This window comes from Marinobacter panjinensis, from assembly GCF_005298175.1.
In the GTDB taxonomy this organism is placed as follows: Bacteria; Pseudomonadota; Gammaproteobacteria; order Pseudomonadales; family Oleiphilaceae; genus Marinobacter; species Marinobacter panjinensis.
Map to the genome: position 1 here is coordinate 51,745 of NZ_SZYH01000003.1, position 20,278 is coordinate 72,022.

Below are 20,278 nucleotides of genomic sequence, written 5' to 3' on the forward strand. Positions count from 1 at the left end.
GTTAACGCGAAAGTGCGACAAAGGATGGTTGTCGGGTCGTTCCAAAACCGTGGAGCGCCAGGGATGGCGCGACCGAGCCCTACAGGGACGTATTCACGGGCGTGTTTTGGAACGGCCCGGCAACCACCCGATAACTCCCAACTATCAATCTTGATTGTGATATGGGGGACTAAGCTCAGTCACAGCGCGAATAAACGCCCCGGCATGCTCCGGATCTACATCCGGGGTGATCCCATGACCAAGGTTGAAAATGTGACCCGGACCGGAACCGTAACGGGACAGGATATCCGCCACTTCCTGGCGAATGCGCTCTGGCGGCGCGTACAGCATGGCCGGGTCCATATTGCCCTGCAAGGCAACCTTATCGCCAATACGGGCACGTGCGTTGCCAATGTCTGTTGTCCAGTCCAGCCCTACGGCGTCTGCACCGGAATCCGCAATGGACTCCAGCCACTGACCGCCGTTCTTGGTGAACAGGATTACCGGAACGTGGCGGCCGTCGTTCTCGCGAATCAGGCCAGCGACGATTTTCTTCATGTAATCGAGGGAAAATTCCTGATAGGCCCAGCTGCTCAGCACGCCGCCCCAGGTATCAAATATCTGAACCGCCTGGGCGCCGGCACGGATCTGGCCGTTGAGATAATCAATGACCGAGTCCGCCAGATGATCCAGCAGTTGGTGCATGACCTCGGGCTGTCCGTACATCAGTTTCTTGGCTTCGCGAAAGTCCTTGGAGGAGCTGCCCTCAATCATGTAGGTCGCCAGGGTCCAGGGGCTACCGGAGAAGCCGATCAGCGGAACGCTGCCATTGAGCGCGCCACGGATGGTGGACACCGCATTCATCACATAGTCCAGATCCACTTCGGCATTGATCTTCGGCAGCGCAGCCACATCCGCAGCGGACCGGATAGTATTGCGGAATTTCGGGCCTTCCCCGGTTTCGAAATACAGGCCCAGCCCCAAGGCATCCGGGATGGTAAGGATGTCTGAAAACAGAATCGCCGCATCCAGCGGGAAGCGCTCCAGTGGCTGCAGCGTAACTTCGCAGGCCAGCGGGGTGTTCTTGCAGAGACTGAGAAAATCACCGGCTTTGGCACGGGTTGCACGGTATTCCGGCAGGTATCGGCCGGCCTGACGCATCATCCACACCGGTGTGCGATCAACGGGCTGACGCATCAGCGCGCGCAGGAAACGGTCATTTTTCAGCTCGGTCATAACATTCCCAGTCTGCTGTCGGTAAAAGGTTCGGAGGGCAATGATACCCGGTTTGTGGCAATAAAAAAGGGTGACCTGCCATCAGCAAGCCACCCTTCTGATCCGGGTCAAAACCGGAGGCGATCAGATATCCAGATAGTCCATGATACCTTCTGCCGCCTGGCGGCCTTCCCAGATAGCGGTTACGACCAGATCCGAGCCGCGGACCATGTCGCCGCCTGCAAAAATCTTTGAATTGCTGGTCTGGAAAGCGAATTCCGTCTCCTCCGGCGCGCTGACCCGACCGGAGTCATCGGTATCCACCTTTTGTTCATCAAACCAATCAGCAGGGCTCGGGCGGAAGCCGAAGGCCACCAGCACGGCATCTGCGGGAATAACTTCCTCACTGCCGGCAACAACTTCCGGACGGCGACGACCGTTCTCGTCGGGCTCGCCAAGACGGGTCTGAACCACTTTCACACCCTCGACCCGATCTTCGCCAATAATGGCGATAGGTTGACGGTTGAACATGAATTTGACGCCTTCCTCCTTGGCGTTCGACACTTCGCGGCGGGACCCGGGCATGTTCTGCTCGTCCCGGCGGTAAGCGCAGGTAACGCTCGCCGCTTGCTGGCGAATCGACGTGCGGTTGCAGTCCATGGCGGTATCACCACCGCCGAGCACCACCACACGCTTGCCTTTCATGTCGATGAAATCGTCGGCGTCTTTTTCGAATCCGAGGCGGCGGTTTACGTTGGATACCAGGAACGGCAAGGCATCATGAACGCCTGGCAGGTCCTCACCCGGAAAACCACCTTTCATGTAAGTGTAGGTGCCCATGCCCATAAACACGGCATCGTATTCCTCCAGAATGTCCGCCATCGCCACATCCTTTCCCACTTCCGTGGACAGGCGGAATTCCACACCCATTTCCTCGAATATCTTACGGCGACGGCTCATCACCGACTTTTCCAGCTTGAATTCAGGGATACCAAAGGTCAGCAGGCCGCCGATTTCCGGATAGATGTCGAAAACCACCGGCTTGACGCCGTTGCGGACAAGCACGTCGGCACAGCCGAGCCCGGCCGGGCCGGCACCAATTACCGCAACCTTCCTGTCTGTCCACTTCACGGCAGACATGTCAGGCTTCCAGCCTAAAGCGAAAGCGGTGTCGGTAATGTATTTTTCCACAGACCCGATCGTTACTGCACCATAGCCATCGTTGAGGGTACAAGCGCCCTCACACAGTCGATCCTGGGGGCATACACGCCCGCAGACTTCCGGCAATGAGTTGGTCTGATGACACAACTCCACGGCCTTCATGATATTGCCTTCGGACACCAGCTTCAGCCAGTTGGGAATATAGTTGTGGACCGGGCACTTCCACTCACAGTACGGGTTGCCGCATTCCAGGCAGCGATGCGACTGCGAGGCAGCTTGATCCTGGGTGAATGGGTGGTAGATCTCACCAAACTCTTTCTTGCGCTTCTTTGCCGGTACCTTTTTAGGGTCAACACGCCCTACCTCGACAAACTGGAAGTCGTTACTCAGTCGTTCTTTCATTATGAAGCTCTCATCAGACTCAATTTCGACACCGGCGTTACCACACTGGTAACGCCCTAACCCTGTTCCATCTGCCGTTACTCGGGGCGTGCCCGGGTGCTGGCCAACAGGCTACGAAGGTTTGCAGCCTTGGGTTTGACCAACCAGAAGCGGCCAATATAGTCGTCGAAATTGTCAAGAATATGCTCTGCCCATTCACTGGCGGTTTCGGAAATATGCTCCCGGACAACGCCACGCAGGTGGTTCCGGTAGGATTCCATATCTTCGCTGGAGATCCTCTGGATTTCCACCAGTTCGTGGTTGTACTTGTCCACAAACGTATTGTTCAGGTCCAGCACGTAGGCAAAACCACCGGTCATACCAGCACCGAAGTTGTGGCCGGTGCTACCCAGGACGGTTATCAGACCACCGGTCATGTACTCACAGCAGTGATCACCGGTGCCTTCCACAACGGCATGGGCACCGGAGTTGCGCACACCGAAGCGCTCACCGGCGGTACCGGCTGCAAACAGCTTTCCGCCCGTGGCACCATACAGGCAGGTGTTGCCTACAATCGAGGTTTCCTGGGATTTGAAGGCACTGCCGGATGGTGGCCGGACCACCAGCTTTCCGCCGGTCATGCCTTTTCCTACATAATCGTTGGCATCTCCTTCGAGAAGCAGATTAAGACCACCCACGTTCCAGACCCCGAAGCTCTGGCCAGCGGTGCCAGTCAGTTCGAGAGTGACAGGAGCAGAGACCATGCCCTGGTTTCCGTGTGCCTGGGCAATCTCACCCGAAAGGCGGGCACCAATGGAGCGGTCGCAGTTGGTGACCCTGTAAGACCAGGTACCACCGGCTTTGGCGGCTATCGCATCGGCTGTATCTTTCACCATTTGCTCAGCCAGCTTACCCTCGTCAAACGGATAGTTACGCTCCACCTGACAGGTGTTGGGCTTGTCCGCCGGAATATGGTCGTTGGATAGCAGGCGCGTCAGGTCTAGCTTCTTCTGGCGCGGGGTATCTCCCGGAAGGCGCTCAAGCAGGTCAACACGGCCCACCAGTTCCTCCAGGCTGCGCACACCCAGCTTCGCCAACCATTCACGGGTTTCTTCCGCCACAAAGCGGAAGAAATTCATCGCCATTTCCACGGTGCCCTTGAAGTGCTCCTCCCGCAGGTGCTCGTTCTGGGTGGCAACACCGGTGGCACAGTTGTTCAGGTGACAGATCCGCAAATATTTGCAGCCCAGAGCCACCATCGGCGTGGTACCGAAGCCAAAACTTTCGGCGCCCAGAATGGCGCCCTTGACCACATCCAGGCCGGTTTTGATGCCACCATCGGTTTGCAGGCGGATCTTGCCTCGCAGGTCGTTGGCCCGCAGCGCCTGCTGGGTTTCGCTCAGGCCCAGTTCCCAGGGGGAACCAGCGTAACGGATGGAGGTCAGCGGGCTGGCCGCGGTGCCACCGTCATAACCGGAAACGGTAATCAGGTCGGCGTAGGCCTTGGCCACACCGGCGGCGATGGTACCGACTCCGGGCTCGGAAACCAGTTTCACGGACACCAGGGCGTTCGGGTTGACCTGCTTGAGATCGAAAATCAGCTGTGCAAGATCCTCGATGGAGTAGATATCGTGGTGCGGTGGCGGCGAAATCAGCGTCACACCGGGCACCGAATAGCGCAGCCGGGCAATCAGGTCGTTGACCTTGCCACCAGGAAGCTGACCGCCCTCACCGGGCTTGGCTCCCTGGGCCACCTTGATCTGCATGACATCCGCGCTACGCAGGTATTCTGCCGTCACACCGAAGCGACCGGACGCCACCTGCTTGATCTTGGAGCGCTTCTCGGTGCCATAGCGGGCCGGATCTTCCCCTCCCTCGCCAGAGTTTGACCGACCACCCAGGGTATTCATAGCTACTGCAAGGGCTTCATGGGCCTCCGGAGACAATGCACCCAGCGACATGGCCGCAGAATCAAAGCGCGGGAAGATATTTTCCACCGGCTCCACTTCCGACAGGTCGATCGCCTTGATGTCCTTCCGGAAGCCCAGCAGATCCCGCAGCGTGGAGACGGGGCGCTCGTTAACCAGCCCGGCGTATTCCATATAGTTCCCATAATCCCCGCTGGTGACGGCCTCCTGCAGTTTGGCGATCACATCCGGATTAAAGGCGTGGTATTCCTGGCCGTGGACATACTTCAACAGGCCACCCTGGGAAATCGGTTTGCGATGCTTCCAGGCAACGGCCGCCAGTTGCTCCTGATCCTGCTGGAAATCAAAGAATCCGGCACCCTGGATACGGCTGGGAACGCCTTTGAAACACAGATCCACGACATCATCTGCCAGACCGATCGCCTCGAACAATTGGGCTCCGCGGTAGGAGGTGATGGTAGATATACCCATCTTCGACAGGATCTTCAGCAGGCCTTTGTTGATGCCCTTGCGATAATTGTTCTTCGCATCAATGGGGTCCATCATCAATTCGCCGGTACGAATCAGGTCGTTGAGTACCTGGTAGGCCAGATAAGGGTACACAGCGGTGGCACCAAAACCGAACAGCACGGCAAAGTGGTGTGGATCGCGGGCCCAGCCAGTTTCTACCAGGATGTTGGAGTCACAACGCAAGCCTTTCTTGACCAGGTGATGATGCACTGCACCGGTTGCCATCATGGCATTGACCGGCAGCTCTCCTTCTTTCAGATCCTTGTCGGTGAGGATCAGGATCACCTTGCCATTGCGTACCGCGTGCTCGGCTTCATCGCATACTTTCCGGACAGCCTGCTCAAGACCCATTTCCGGGCTGTAGCTCATGCTGATGCGGGCAACTTCAAAACCGGGCCGATCATTATTGGCGATCTTCAGGAACTTGGCCGGCGACAGCACAGGTGTTGTCAGGATAATACGGTTAGCGTGCTCTGCGGTTTCCTCAAATACGTTGCGTTCAGCGCCAATGCAGGTCTCCAGAGACATCACAATGGATTCCCGCAGCGGATCGATAGCCGGATTGGTGACCTGAGCAAACTTCTGCCGGAAGTAGTCCGCCACATGCCGAACACGGCTCGAGAGTACGGCCATGGGGGTGTCATCACCCATAGAGCCCACCGCCTCCTGGCCATTCTCAGCCAGCGGGCGCAGCACCTGATCCCGCTCCTCGTAGGACACCATGAACATCTTCTGGTGTATGTGGAGGTCGTCTGACTGCATCAGCTTGAAATCAGGGGTGTCCTGGTTCAGCGTGGTTTCAACCCGCAGGGAGTTTTCCCTCAACCAGCGCTTGTAGGGCTGGGCCGACTTCAGGCGACTATCCACGTCCTTGGTATGCAGAAGCTCACCGGATTCGGTATCGATGGCCAGCATCTGGCCAGGCCCCACACGGCCCTTCGCGACCACGTCCTCGGGCTTGTACCCGTAGGTGCCGATCTCGGATGCCAGGGTGATGAAGTCGTCCTTCGTGATTACCCAGCGAGCCGGGCGCAGGCCATTGCGGTCAAGCATACAGACGGCATAGCGGCCATCTGAAAGCACCAGGCCAGCTGGGCCATCCCAGGGTTCCATGTGCATGGAGTTGTATTCGTAGAATGCACGCAACTCGGAATCCATAGTGTCCACATTCTGCCAGGCCGGCGGAATCATCATCCGCACGGCGCGGAACAGGTCAACACCGCCAGCCAGCAGCACTTCCAGCATGTTGTCCATGCTGGAAGAGTCGGAACCGGTCAGATTCACCAGTGGCTGCAGGGTCTGCAGGTCGGGAAGCTGCGGTGCGCTGAATTTGGCAGCGCGGGCTATGGCCCAGTTACGGTTACCGTCAACGGTGTTGATCTCGCCATTGTGGGCAAGATAACGGAACGGCTGCGCCAGCGGCCAGCGCGGCATGGTATTGGTGGAGAAGCGCTGGTGGAAGACACAGATGGCGGTCTGCAGGTCCGGATCACCCAGGTCCTTGTAGAAGTTCGCCAGGTCCGCCGGCATCATCAGACCCTTATAGGCCAGGGTGCGATGGGACAGGCTGCAGATATAGAACTCGGAGTCTTCGACCATATCCCGCTCGGCGTGGCGGCGGCCCACAAACAGCGCAATGGCAAATTCCTGCTCTGTCTGATTGGCAGGCTCCACGAACACCTGTTCGATCCAGGGCATGCAGTCCAGGGCCATGGGGCCGAGACAGCTGTCGTCAGTAGGCACCTTACGCCAGCCCATGATGTCCAGACCCTGCTCTGTCAGGCGCTTCTCAACAGCTGCACGTCCTGCCGCCGCCTTCCCCTCGTCCGGGCTAAGGAACACCTGACCCACAGCAAACTGACCTTCAGGCTCTTTGCCGAACTCTGCCTTCGCAGCCTTGCGCAAAAAAGCATCGGGACTCTGGATCAGGAGGCCACAACCATCGCCGGTCTTTCCGTCTGCAGCGATACCACCGCGGTGGGTCATGCAGGTCAGCGACTCGATGGCAGTTTGCAACAACTTGTGGCTGGCCTCGCCCTTCATGTGGGCGATCAGGCCGAAGCCGCAGTTGTCCCTGAATTCGTCGGGATGATACAAACCTGTCATCATAAGCGTTCTCTCGCGTAGAAATGCTTTTCAATCAAAGGGTTATTGAAAAGGATACGATGTTCCCACCCTTTGACACTGAAAATGGGGGCTGGCTATTTTACACGCGTAGAAATACGTACTCAAACCAAAGAGGTTTTATTTTAGGGCGCGAATCGGCCGGTTGCGAGTGTTACAACCGACACCTCGGGCACCACGGAGCCAACTCAGGTATTTGTTTTTGTTACAATTAAAATGAAATTGAGGGGTTCAATACGATCAGAAATTACGCATGCGCCTGATCCAGGGAGTCTGGTCGCGAAGAGCCTGGGGAAGGCCCTCAACTGCATCCCGGGCCTCTTCACGGGATGCAAAATCTCCATAAAAGCCGACAAACCAGTCCTGTCCCTGTCTTTCGGTATGGGTATAAAGAATACCGGAAAGGGAGCTGTACTGATCAATCAGGCCAAGAACAGTTTGCTCGCGATTGCCGGCAATCAGCTGCAGCGTCCAGCCCTGGCGGGCCCTCACGTCACCAAGAGCCATGAAGTGAGATGGACTTGCCGGTGAAAATTCTGGCTCTGGCTCTGGCTCTGGCTCTGGCTCTGGCTCTGGCTCTGGCTCTGGCTCTGGCTCTGGAACAGGCTCTGGAACAGGCTGCACGGGAGGGTCTTCCACACTCAACTCGGACGAAGCCTTTAAAGACTCCACGACGGGCTCCACAGGTTCCGGCTCGGGATTCTCAGGGCCAATGGTAATACTTCTGCGCACGGTTTCCGGCTCGGTCACCACCTGCTCCCGGGCCACAGAGTCATCATACTGCTGCGAAACCAGCCACCAGGAACCCGCCAGAAGCACCAGCGCCAGTGCTGGCCAGCGCAGATTGAGAGGCACGGAGAATGACCGCCTGGGTCTATTCCCACTTCCGGATGACGTCATATCCAGCCACACCGCCGGCGTTACGCGCTTCAGCCGGGAAAAGCTTCCCTGGCTCAGGCTGTGGATTTGCGAGAGCCTGGCCGGTGTTAACAATGCCTTTGCATCACCACCTGCGCGATGGACTCTGGGCTCCAAATACGAGGAAATCTCCTCCCTGGTGAGGGGACGAAGATGAATCTGGTGCACGCCATCACCATCTCCCGAGAGCCGTAAAGTATCAATCAGCTGACCGCTGCCACTGAATACCGGCACGGCGGCGGCAGAGCGGTCTGCACCCAGGAAAGCCGCCAACAACAGTCTGACAACCTCTGCAGGCGCGCGATCCGCATCATCAATCAACAGAACCATCCGCTGCCCTTTCCGCGCCCTGCTCTCGGACCAGCGAAAGAATCCGTATACCGAATCCCGCGCGCCCTCACCCGGCTTCAGCCCTTTGTGTGCCACACCAAGCAAAGCACGGGCAAGCGCCTGGGTGCTGGTCAATGCGGCTGCGGGAAGACGATGGAAATCGAGGCGGGAGGACTCACTCCGGACCAATTCCGCCAATAACCGGCTTTTACCCGCACCCGGGTCGCCCGTCAGCAAAAGTGCAAGGTCGCCAAATCCACACAGGTGGCGGAGTGTTTCCAGGGCATGATGGCGGGATGCGTCGGGAAAGAAAGGAGTTTCCATATCCAGGGGGTTCGCCCTCAAACCGTACCTTTCTTGCAACCGCGGGAAAAGGCCACCTCCATCAAGACTGTTAAGTCCCTGGTCTGTCACTGTCATTCCTTGTAGTGCCTCTATTAAAGCCGCTGATCAGTCATGATTCAGGTGGTTACACCATCAGCCGTCACGCAGAAAGCCCGGAGCGTCGCATCCAGCTCCAGTGCATCCACCTCATCCGTCACCACCGCATCACCCAGCGCCCGCAGTAGAACCAGTCGCAGCGAACCATCGACATTTTTCTTATCGACAGCCATGAGGCGATGGAAGTCATCCGGTGTCATACCGGCTGGCGCCAGATCCGGAAGTTTCGCCCGCTCAATAAGACGTATTGCCCTGGCACGCTCTTGCTCACTGATCATGCCCTGGCGAAGGGAGAGATCCGCTGCCATCATCATGCCCGTCCCTACAGCCTCGCCATGCAGCCAGTTACCGTATCCGGCAAATGTCTCAATGGCATGACCAAAGGTGTGCCCGAGATTCAGGATTGCCCGCAACCCGCCTTCTCTCTCATCAAGGGCCACGACGTCCGCCTTGCAGGCACAGGAACGATAGATAGCCTCGACCAGCGCGGCGGTATCGAGATTAACGAGGGCTGCAATTTCCTGCTCAAGCCATCCGAGAAAATCGGTATCCCGGATCAATCCATACTTGATCACCTCTGCCAGTCCAGCCGAGACCTCTCGGGGCGGAAGTGTTCTGAGACTGTCAGTATCAATCAGCACCACCTCAGGCTGATGGAAAGCTCCGATCATGTTTTTGCCCAGCGGGTGATTGATCCCCGTTTTACCACCAACAGAAGAATCAACCTGTGAGAGCAGTGTGGTCGGTATCTGGATAAACGGCACACCTCGCTGGTACGATGCAGCAGCGAACCCGGTCATATCTCCCACTACGCCACCGCCAAGTGCAACCAGAGTGGTCTTTCGTGAATGACGCATTTCCAGCAAACGATCAAATATCTGATTCAGGGTTTGCCAGTCCTTGAATTTTTCACCATCCGGCAATACCACCGTGTCCACCTGTTTTCCGGGGAAACAGGCGAGCGCAGACTCAAGATACAGGGGGGCAACCGTTTCATTGGTCACGATCATGACCTGGCTTCCCTGAACAAACGGGGTCAGGTCATAGTTACCCAGCAGATCCTGCCCGATTATGATCGGATAGGCTCTCTCTCCCAGATCTACTGTCAGCTCCCGGACTGAATCACGCATGATTTCTGCCTTCCTTGCGTATCTGTCTTTTATGCCTCGGCGTACGAGGATTGAGGCGATTCACCAATTGCCGTACCACCAGCCTTGGACTTTTCCGATCCGTAAACATGACAACATCGGCGAGTTCCGTATATATCGGATCCCGGATAGTGAACAGGCTCCTCAGAACAGCTTCGGGGTCATCGTTCTGCAGCAGAGGACGGTTTCTGTCCCGCCGCGTTCTTTCAACCTGCTGTTCTATAGAGGTTTTCAGGTAAACGACAACCGCGTCACGCTTCAAATGAGCATGGTTTTCCTCGCGCATTACGGCTCCACCGCCGGTCGCCAGAACCGTTTGTGAATACCCCGACAACTCCGACAGCATCGCGGTTTCACGCTGGCGAAAACCGTCCTCGCCTTCTACGTCAAAAATCCAGGGAATATTCGCCCCGCAGCGTTCCTCAATGATGCGATCGGAATCCAGAAAACGATAGCCCAGCTCTTTGGCCAGCATGCGACCAATCGTGCTTTTGCCAGCCCCCATCGGGCCTACAAGGACTACTCGTTTTGGCAAGGACATAACTTCCGCTCATCTATATTCCGGCGGGTGAGAATAGCACAGGGTAACGCTTTCCATAAGATTCGAAAAACGGACAGGCAAAAAAAACCGCCGTACGTGGACGGCGGTTTTTCTCAGGTGCGACCGAATTACTGAATCAGGTCACTCTTGATGATCTTCGGTGTGATGAAGATCAGTAGTTCGCTCCGCTCATCGATATGCTCGGTGCGCTTGAACAGGCGACCCAGGTAGGGAATATCACCCAGGAACGGTGTTTTCGTGGTAGTGGTGGCTACCTCTGACTGGAAGATACCGCCCAGAACCACTGTCTCGCCGTTGCCTACGAGAACCTGAGTAGTCACTTCGTTGGTGTTTATTGACGGAATACCGCCTGTCACCTCACCCCGAGAATCCTGATTGACCACCAGGTCCATGATAATCTTGTCATCCGGCGTTATCTGCGGAGTTACTTCAAGGGACAGCGCTGCTTCCTTGAAAGATACCGAGGTCGCACCGCTGGAAGAGGCTTCCTGATAGGGGATTTCTTCACCGGACTTGATCTTGGCTGTCTGGCGGTCAGCGGTTACCACGCGCGGCTGGGAAACCACTTCGGCCTGGCCATCACTTTCCAGCGCAGAGAGTTCCAGATCCACAAGGAAGTCGTCACTGCCCCAGCCAAGCGCAAAGGAGGATGCGCCTTGGCCACTCACACCAAGGTCCACAGCCAGCGCACCCGGGAAGGTAATTGTGTTGTTTCCACCATTGGCAGCATCACGGGCCTCACCAACTGCACCCTGAGAGCCACCCACGGAAATCACACTACCGTCCCCTCTGACATCATAGGCGGCGCCGCCCCAGCGAACACCCAAATTTTCAGCGACATTCGTCTGAGCCCGCACAATTCGCGCTTCAATTGAAACCTGACGAACCGGCACATCCCAAGTCGAAACAAGACGGCGGATTTCGTCAAGCTTTTCCGAAGTTTCGCGAACGCTGATGGTGTTGGTACGTGCATCCGAGGAAACAAAGCCACGGGAGGAGATCAACTCCTCGTCCGCTTCAATGAGGGAAACAACGTCTGCGGCCTTGGCGTAGTTGACCTGAATGATATCCAGACGAACCGGCGCCAGCTCAGCGATCTGTTTGGTCGTTTCAAGCTCCAGTTTTTCACGGGCCGCAATCTCGTCAGCGGGCGCCACCAGAAGCACATTGCCGATCTGGCGCTTGTCCAGACCCTTGGTTTTCAGAATCAGATCCAGCGCCTGGTCCCAGGGCACATTCTGCAGGCGCAGGGTAATGCTGCCACTGACCGTATCACTGGCCACAAGATTCAGGCCGGTAAAATCAGCAATCAGCTGCAGCACCGAACGCACCTCGATATCCTGGAAGTTCAAAGAGAGCTTATCGCCGGTGTACGGGAATTTTTCTTCACGGCGGGATTCGGCCTCTTCTTCGGTCAGCTTTTCCACGCTGACCGTAAACCGGGAACCGGACTGGTAAGCGATATAGTCGTAGTTACCCTCGGGGCGAATTTCTACAACTGCGTTGCCATCTTCAGTGAAGGTGTCGATACGGGTGACCGGCGTTGCAAAATCGGTCACATCAAGCCGGCGGCGTAGATTGTCAGGCACATTGGTGCCATCCATGGTCAAACGGATTCGACCACCCAGCTCGGAAAGGTCAACCGGCGTACTGGCGCTGCCCAGATCAACAATCACCTGGCCTTCGCCGTCCTTGCCTCTGCGGAAATCCACGCCCGCAAGCCCGTTGCCGGACGAAGAGGACGACGCACCCGATCCCACGGACGATGGTGAAGAGACCGCTGCAGTGGAGCCAATTGCACCACCTTCACTACCGATAGTCACAATCAGACTGTTCTGGTTACGGGCCGTTTGATAAGGCACCAGTTCCGCAAGGTTGAAAATCAGGCGTGTACGATCCTTGGTTTCGACCACCGTCATGCTCTGGGCATTACCAGAGCCAAGCGAGATATTGCGACTGGCGAGCCCACTGCTGGTGTCCCGAAGATCCACAGCTATCCTTGCCGGTCGCTCGATGGTGTAACCGCTCGGTTCCGGCGGCTGGCCATCAAATCTCAGCGTCACTTCAATCCGGTCTCCGGACAGCGACGAAAACGACACGTCTTCCAGCGTGACCGCATTGGCCAGGCCGGACAACAACCCAAAAGCAATCACGCTGACGTATACATTGAGTTTTCTGAACATCGCTAGCCTCGACCCCAAACCTTTTTGTTCATGCATGTTTTTTTCAATAGTCATATTGCCGCTCCCTTAGCCTTCATTTTCATCCAGCGACAGCGAGCGTGGACGCTCGACCCATCCGCCCCGGCCGTTGGGAACGATCTCGATCAGTTCAACCCGGGTTTCATTAACACCGATAATCCGTCCATAGTTCTGACCCATGTAGTTGCCGCTACGCACCCTGTGGATACCACCTTCGTTATCCCTGATCAGTGCAAACAGACTTCCGGAGGTATCACTCAGGGTTCCCACCATGCTGAGCGCCTTCAGATCGAAGTTTTCGAGGACCTCTCTAGGCCTATCCAGATCCGGCTCGATATCGCTCTCCGGCTTCTGATCAACCATGGTGAGCTGAACATCAATCGGCGGCTCAAAGGGTGCCCTCCGATCCGCGGCCGAATAACTGAAGGCCTCGTATGCCTTGAACTCAGGCAAAGGCTCCACGTGTCCACGGGGCTTGGCCCGCGTATCTGCCATAAACTTGTCCAGATCGGAAAAGCCATTACCCTGGGAACACGCCGTCAGGAACGATACCAGACAAATACCCAGCCAGGCCTTTGCCGCATGCTGTCTCGCCATGCTCATTCTCCAGCCCGGTAGCGGTAGGTACGTGCAAGAACCTGCATATTCAGCTGCTCTCCGCCACCGCCAGTTGGTGCTATGGTTAGATCGTGCAACGTCACAATACGAGGCAGGCTCGCCACACTGCTGACGAAACTTGCCAGCTCGTGATAGGTGCCTGTTACCCGGATATTGATCGGAAGCTCTGCGTAGAAGTCCCGCTGCTGCTCTCCCTGCAGTTTGACCTCTTGCAGATCAAGGCCGCTACCCAATGCCGTATTGGTAATGTCTTCAAGCAGCCCCGGCACTTCGGTTTCACTGGGTAGCTGTCTTACCAGTGCGCCGAACGTTTCTTCCATTTCTTCCATCTGGGCCTTGAAGACCTCAAGATTCGCGACCTGATAGGCTTTGTCTTCGTAACGCTTGCGTAGCTCCTGCTCGGCATTCTCGACCCGCTCGAGCTGGGCATACTGGTCCTTGATGAAGAACCAGTAGCCACCACCGAGAATCAGGCCGAAAATAATCAGCGCAACGATTGCCTTGATGGGTGCCGGCCAGATGCCAGCGTTATTGACATCCAGATCGTTGATATCAAATTCATTGAGGCTTTTAAGTGAGTCCGCGAGGCTCATTACTTCTCCTCCCCTTCGGGCTCTGGTGTTTGTTGTTGAACCGACAGGTTGAACTGGCTGTACCCGGCACGGGCACTATCGGCGGCGGCGACATTCGAAAGGTTCGGGTCGTTGAACCAGTCGGACCCTTCAAAACGCCTCATCAGGGCCGATATGCGGCTGTTGGACTCCGACATACCGACAATGTCCACACGTTCGCCGGTTTTCTTCAGGCTGGTGTAGTACAGACCATCCGGTAATGTACGAACCAGCTCATCGAATACCCGCACAATGACCGGCCGCTTGCCCTGGAGATCCTGGATCACCTGCATGCGCGAAAGCAGCTCGTCACGCTTGCGCTTGAGATCCTCGATTTCCTTGATCTGTTTGTCGAGCTGTTTGGTCGCGGTTTCGATGTAGGCGTTCCTGGACTCCTGGTAGGCGATACGGTTATCCATATCCGTTTTCCACAGGAACACCAGGCCGCCTGCAATAATGGCCGCGCCCAGAATCATGACCACGAACTGTTTCTGTTTTTCTGCCCGGAGTTCTTCGCGCCAGGGTCTGAGGTTAATCTTTGCCATCAGTCAAAGCTCCTCATTGCCAGCCCGCAGGCAATCATGAGTGAAGGCGCATCATTGCTCAGCGAGGATGCGTTCACCCTGGAGCCAACCGCCATGTCTGCAAACGGATTTGCGACCAGCGTTGGCGTGCCTGTTTTTTCCTCAACCATCTCTGTCAGCCCCTGGATCGATGCCGTACCGCCTGCCAGGACCACGTAGTCAACCGCATTGTACTGACTAGCGCCGAAGAAGAATTGAAGTGCCCTGGCAACCTGCTGGACAACAGCCTCACGGAAGGGAGTCAACACTTCGGATTCATAGTCGTCCGGAAGGCCGCCCTGCTTCTTGGCAAGGCCCGCCTCTTCCAGAGACAGCCCGTAACGTCGCTGAATTTCTTCGGTAAGCTGCTTGCCGCCGAAGATCTGTTCGCGGGTGTATACGGTTTTGCCTTCAGCCAGCACACTGAGCGTCGTCATGGTTGCACCCACATCCACGATCGCAACCACAAGCTCTTCACCCTGGGAATCAAGCTGGGGCTCAATAAGTGAGTAGGCGCGCTCAAGGGCGTAGGCCTCAACATCCACTATCTTGGTGGTCAGCGAGGCAATCTCGAGCGCGTCCTCGCGGATATCTACGTTTTCCTTCCTGCACGCGGCAAGAAGTACGTCAACCTGATCGGGATTGGTTTCCGACGGCCCCTGTACCTCGAAGTCGATAGCCACTTCATCCAGTGGATACGGAATGTACTGGTCAGCTTCCAGTGTGATCTGGTCTTCCATCTCGAACTCGTTAAGACCGCCGTCCATCTGGATCAGCTTGGTAATAACGGCGGAACCGGAGACAGCCACAGCTACCTGCTTGACGCCTGTGCGGGATTTGGACGCGACGCGCTTGAGCACTTCGCCCACCGCCTCGACATCCGTGATGTTTTTTTCTACGACAGCGTTTGCCGGCAATGGCTCAACTGCGTAGCTCTCGACCTTGTAGCGGTCACCCTGCTTCGATAATTCCAGTAACTTGACCGAGCTGGAACTTACATCCACGCCGAGTACTGCACTGGATTTTTTTCCGAACAATCCGAACACGCGCTCACCCTATACCTGGTTACATGCACCGGGTTATGAAAACTCCTGACGGAGCTCTTTCATATGTGTTTTTTATTTAAGAGAATTTCTTCAGTTTTCCGTCTACAATGCCCGTTCTTCTTTAAATTGGGAAACATTGCACCCGGGAAGTGGCTCGCCCTTCCTAAAGCAATTTCTCAAATGATAGACCTATATCCAACAGTTGTCAGAAAAAAATGTCTCATTTGTTACGTACATCTCGCCTGTTTGCATGGCTTTTTCTCACTGGTTTCAGTCTCGCCACAATCGTGGCGTCAGGATTCTACCTTTATCTTCGTCCGGGGCTGCCTCCTGTCGATCAGCTCCTGGACATCAGGCTGCAGACCCCGTTGCGGGTATACAGCGCAGACGAGAGATTAATAGCAGAATTCGGTGAAAAGAGAAGGGCACCTATCACAATCGAACAGATCCCTACAATTCAGTTACATGCCTTTCTGGCAGCTGAGGACGCCCGTTTTTACGAGCACTTCGGGGTCGACTTCAAAGGCCTGATGCGGGCTGCCATCGAACTGGTCTCCACCGGAGAGATCCAGTCAGGGGGCAGTACCATCACAATGCAGGTTGCAAAAAATTACTTTTTGTCACGCGACCGGACGTTTATTCGCAAGTTCAACGAGATACTTCTGGCTCTTCAGATCGAGCGTGAACTGGATAAAAACCGCATTCTCGAGCTCTATCTCAACAAGATTTACCTGGGCAATCGCGCCTACGGGATTGCCGCCGCCGCCCAGGTTTATTACGACAAGTCCGTGACCGAACTTTCATTGGCCGAGATGGCCATGCTGGCAGGACTGCCCAAGGCACCATCGGCTTACAACCCGCTTGCCAATCCAAGTCGCGCTGAAGCTCGCAGAAACTGGATCCTGGGCCGCATGCGGGACCTGAAGTACATTACGCCAGACGCCTACGAGCTGGCCTCCACCGCCCCGCTGACTGCGAGTTACAACGCCCCATCAACTGGGGTCGATGCCGACCATTTGGCAGAAATGGCACGGGCCGAAATGGTCAGACGATTTGGCGATGCAGCCTACACCGACGGATACGAGGTAACACTTACGGTTGACAGCAAACCTCAGCAGGCAGCAACCAGAGCCCTCAGAAAAGGCCTTGAGGAGTACGACCAACGTCACGGCTTCCGCGGCCCGGTCGGTCAGGTGGACGAGGACGCCCTGGAGCCAGACAATCTTGGCAACCTGATGGCGAGCTACCCGATGGTTGGAAATCTCGTCCCCGCCGTTGTCACTAACGTAAGAGACGATGACAACGAGGTTGACGTTTATGCCAGACAACTGGGCGAGTCTGTCATGACACTCAGCACCATGACCTGGGCCAAGCGATACAAGACCGAAGATCTCACCGGGCCTGAGCCTGAGAAACCCTCTGACGTCGTGACTTCGGGTGACATTGTCTATGTGAAGCCCATGGTGATTGTGACACCCGAGCAACCAGCCGGAAACGGTGAGGTGGATTCGAGGGAAGACACGGACCAGCCCGCCGGAGAGATCCCGGAGGTAAAGCGCGTGGCACTTTCCCAGATCCCCATGGTAGAGGGCGCCCTGATATCACTTGACGCAAAAACCGGAGCCATTGAAGCGCTTGCCGGTGGGTACAGCTTCAGCCAGAACAAATTCAACCGTGCAACCTCTGCTCAACGACAACCGGGCTCCACATTCAAGCCGTTCCTTTACCTGAGCGCCCTTGAACAGGGCATGACTCCGGCAACTATCTATAACGATGCACCTATTGTCTTTGACGACTCTGAACTGGAAACTGCGTGGCGCCCCCAAAACTCTTCAGGGCAGTTTTACGGCCCTACCCGGCTAAGGGAAGCTCTGTATCGCTCCAGAAATCTGGTATCTGTCCGCTTGCTACAGGACCTGGGTATACAGAATACAATCGACTATCTGGAGCAGCTCGGAATCCCTACCGAAGACATGCAGAAGGACCTTTCACTTGCGCTGGGTAGCGGCCTATTGACACCCATGGACCTTGCCAGGGGTTTTGCTGTGATCGCCAACGGTGGCTACGACGTGGAGCCCTACTTCATCCGTAGCATTTCAGATATCAATGACGAAAAAATCTTTGAGGCGCCGGAAGTCATACTCTGCGATAAAAACTGTGCACAGAAAAAAGAGGATTTCGTGGAAGAGGATGCCAAAGCCCGCATATCCAGGAGACTGGCCGATGAACGCTCAGTTTACATCCTGCACTCAATGATGCGGGACGTTATCAGGCTGGGAACAGGCAGACGGGCCTTGGCCCTGGGAAGGGACGACATCAGCGGCAAAACCGGCACCACCAACGAACAGCGCGACACCTGGTTTGGCGGCTTCAATCACGACATCGCAACCACGGTGTGGGTCGGATTTGATCAGCCACAACCTCTCGGCCGCCGTGAATTCGGTGCCAGTACAGCTCTGCCAATCTGGCTCGATTATATGAAGGTGGCTCTCGAGGGGGAACCACCTTCACTGATGTCCAGACCCAACGGGATCGTGAACATCCGCATCGACCCGGAAACCGGCAAGCGCGCACGCCCCGGGCAGGAAGGTGCAATGTTTGAACTGTTCAAGGAAGAAGATGCACCACCTGCACTCGATCCGCAGGACGAGTCATCCAGCGGCAGTGATAACGGCGAGGATGGTGGCCTGTCCAGACAGATTTTCTGATCTGTCTGGCAGGGCCATTTTTCCGAAGATAGATAATCTCGAACAATAAAAAAACCGGCGGAATTGTCTCCGCCGGTTTTTTTATTGCCGGGAAGCCCGGAGACGCTATAGCTATATCAGATGATATCGTCCATCGACATCAGCGGGTAATGGGCAGGATAGCCATTGCGAGCAACGCCGGAGTCAACCGCTGCACGCGCAACCGCAGCTGGGACAACTTCCAGCAGGCGCACATCCATCGGCTTGGGAATGATGTATTCCCGACCAAACTCAAAGCTTGCAACGTCATAGGCTTCACAGATTTCCTGAGGGACCGGCTCCTTGGCCAGTTCGCGAATCGCGTGAACCGCCGCCACTTTCATTTCTTCATTGATCGCAGTCGCCCGCACGTCCAGAGCACCCCGGAAGATAAACGGGAAGCCCAGCACGTTGTTCACCTGATTCGGATAATCGGAACGACCTGTTGCCATGATCAGGTCATCACGGGTGGCCAGAGCCACTTCCGGGCTGATCTCGGGATCCGGATTAGAGCAGGCAAACACGATCGGATTCGGCGCCATCAGCTTGAGCTGTTCAGCAGTGACCAGATCCGGGCCAGAAAGACCAAGGAAGACATCGGCACCATCCATCGCATCATCTAGCGTGCGCTTGTCGGTGTCATTGGCGAACATCGCCTTGTACTGGTTCAGATCCTCACGGCCAGAGTGGATAACACCCTTACGATCCAGCATGAAGATATTCTCGGAGCGCACACCGCAGCTAATCAGCAGCTTCATGCAGGCGATGGCTGCCGCACCAGCACCAAGACACACGACCTTGGCTTCTTCAATCTTCTTGCCCTGAAGCTCAAGTGCGTTAATCATGCCGGCCGCCGTTACGATGGCGGTACCGTGCTGATCGTCGTGGAAGACGGGCACATTGCACTTCTCAATCAAGGCCCGCTCAATTTCAAAACACTCGGGAGCCTTGATATCTTCCAGGTTGATGCCACCGAAGGTGTCAGCAATACGCTCAACCGTTTCGATAAATGCCTGGGGACTTTCGGAATTAACTTCGATATCGAAGACGTCAATGCCGGCAAAGCGCTTGAACAGTACGCCCTTGCCTTCCATTACCGGCTTGCTCGCCAGGGGGCCGAGGTTACCCAGACCAAGAATAGCGGAGCCGTCAGAAATAACGGCCACCAGGTTACCCTTGGCAGTATATTTGTATGCGTTCTCTGGGTCCTTCGCGATCTCGCGGACCGGCTCTGCAACCCCGGGGCTGTACGCCAGGGAAAGGTCGCGGGAGGTCTTGGTGGGCTTGGTGATTTCAACACTCAGCTTACCAGGCCGCGGCTTGGCGTGATATTCAAGGGCTGCTTCTTTCAGATCTTGAGACATTGCCACTGTTCCGTTTGTCACGTTTAAGAGGTAAAAGCCACCGGGCCTTGCCCAGCGGAGCGCGACATTATGGCGCGAAGGTCTGTATCAGACAAGGCCCAGCTGGCCATTTCGTGAGCAGTCAATAAGCCATTTTGCGTACACGCCCATAAAATGGCGCCCGTAGGGACAACCGACAGATACAAAAAAAGCGCCCCGAAAGGCGCTTTTTTCGACATCAGTACCCGGATCAGTCTTTCTTGCCGCCGATACGACCACCGAAGCGCTTCTGGAAGCGATCGATGCGGCCGCCGGTATCCATCACTTTCTGCTTGCCAGTGTAGAATGGGTGGCACTGGGAACACACATCCAGCTGCAGATCCTGAGTGTAGGTAGAGCGGGTCTTGAAGGCGTTACCGCAGGAGCAGGTAACGTTGATGTCTTCGTACTTGGGGTGAATACCTTCTTTCATG

The 20,278-nt window shown here is 56.0% G+C and carries 14 protein-coding genes; 1 reads left to right on the forward strand and 13 read right to left on the reverse strand.

Annotated features, from left to right (window positions below; genetic code table 11):
- Positions 1-144 precede the first annotated feature (144 nt).
- The 11 genes from hemE to FDP08_RS19555 form a co-directional block, all read right to left on the reverse strand.
- Complete coding sequence (gene hemE / locus FDP08_RS19505) at positions 145-1,215, reverse strand: uroporphyrinogen decarboxylase (RefSeq protein WP_137437978.1); 1,071 nt, start codon at positions 1,213-1,215, stop codon at positions 145-147.
- 123 nt (positions 1,216-1,338) lie between these two features.
- Positions 1,339-2,757: an FAD-dependent oxidoreductase gene (locus FDP08_RS19510; protein ID WP_137437979.1), complete on the reverse strand. Its 1,419-nt coding sequence runs from the start codon at positions 2,755-2,757 to the stop codon at positions 1,339-1,341.
- Between the two features lie 77 nt (positions 2,758-2,834).
- A complete protein-coding gene (gene gltB / locus FDP08_RS19515; protein WP_137437980.1) occupies positions 2,835-7,283 on the reverse strand; it encodes a glutamate synthase large subunit in 4,449 nt (1,482 codons plus the stop codon).
- A 255-nt stretch (positions 7,284-7,538) separates the two neighbouring features.
- A complete protein-coding gene (locus FDP08_RS19520; protein WP_137437981.1) occupies positions 7,539-8,870 on the reverse strand; it encodes an AAA family ATPase in 1,332 nt (443 codons plus the stop codon).
- A 137-nt stretch (positions 8,871-9,007) separates the two neighbouring features.
- Entirely contained in the window at positions 9,008-10,117 is a 1,110-nt protein-coding gene (gene aroB, locus FDP08_RS19525) for a 3-dehydroquinate synthase (protein ID WP_137437982.1), read from the reverse strand.
- A complete protein-coding gene (gene aroK / locus FDP08_RS19530) occupies positions 10,110-10,676 on the reverse strand; it encodes a shikimate kinase AroK (protein WP_137437983.1) in 567 nt (188 codons plus the stop codon). The genes aroB and aroK overlap by 8 nt, the downstream gene beginning before the upstream one ends.
- Positions 10,677-10,804: 128 nt before the next feature.
- The gene (locus FDP08_RS19535) at positions 10,805-12,880 is read right to left on the reverse strand and encodes a type IV pilus secretin PilQ (RefSeq protein ID WP_170979114.1); all 2,076 of its coding nucleotides are present in this window, start codon (positions 12,878-12,880) and stop codon (positions 10,805-10,807) included.
- Between the two features lie 66 nt (positions 12,881-12,946).
- Positions 12,947-13,495, reverse strand: a complete 549-nt coding sequence (locus tag FDP08_RS19540) for a pilus assembly protein PilP (protein WP_137437985.1) — start codon at positions 13,493-13,495, stop codon at positions 12,947-12,949.
- A 2-nt stretch (positions 13,496-13,497) separates the two neighbouring features.
- The gene (locus FDP08_RS19545) at positions 13,498-14,109 is read right to left on the reverse strand and encodes a type IV pilus inner membrane component PilO (protein ID WP_137437986.1); all 612 of its coding nucleotides are present in this window, start codon (positions 14,107-14,109) and stop codon (positions 13,498-13,500) included.
- Positions 14,109-14,672 (reverse strand): PilN domain-containing protein, encoded by a 564-nt coding sequence (locus FDP08_RS19550; RefSeq protein ID WP_137437987.1) that lies wholly within the window; start codon positions 14,670-14,672, stop codon positions 14,109-14,111. Before FDP08_RS19550 ends, FDP08_RS19545 begins: the two co-directional genes overlap by 1 nt.
- Positions 14,672-15,736 (reverse strand): pilus assembly protein PilM, encoded by a 1,065-nt coding sequence (locus FDP08_RS19555; RefSeq protein ID WP_137437988.1) that lies wholly within the window; start codon positions 15,734-15,736, stop codon positions 14,672-14,674. Before FDP08_RS19555 ends, FDP08_RS19550 begins: the two co-directional genes overlap by 1 nt.
- A 215-nt stretch (positions 15,737-15,951) precedes the next feature.
- Here FDP08_RS19555 and FDP08_RS19560 point away from each other — a divergent pair, with 215 nt between their 5' ends.
- The gene (locus FDP08_RS19560) at positions 15,952-18,444 is read left to right on the forward strand and encodes a penicillin-binding protein 1A (RefSeq protein ID WP_137437989.1); all 2,493 of its coding nucleotides are present in this window, start codon (positions 15,952-15,954) and stop codon (positions 18,442-18,444) included.
- Positions 18,445-18,560: 116 nt separating this feature from the next.
- On the opposite strand, the gene FDP08_RS19565 is transcribed toward FDP08_RS19560, so the two are convergent.
- Positions 18,561-19,826 carry a malic enzyme-like NAD(P)-binding protein gene (locus FDP08_RS19565; protein WP_137437990.1) on the reverse strand — a complete coding sequence of 422 codons (1,266 nt, stop codon included), beginning with the start codon at positions 19,824-19,826 and terminating at the stop codon, positions 18,561-18,563.
- 229 nt (positions 19,827-20,055) lie between these two features.
- Positions 20,056-20,277 (reverse strand): 50S ribosomal protein L31, encoded by a 222-nt coding sequence (gene rpmE, locus FDP08_RS19570; protein WP_137438088.1) that lies wholly within the window; start codon positions 20,275-20,277, stop codon positions 20,056-20,058.
- Position 20,278 lies beyond the last annotated feature (1 nt).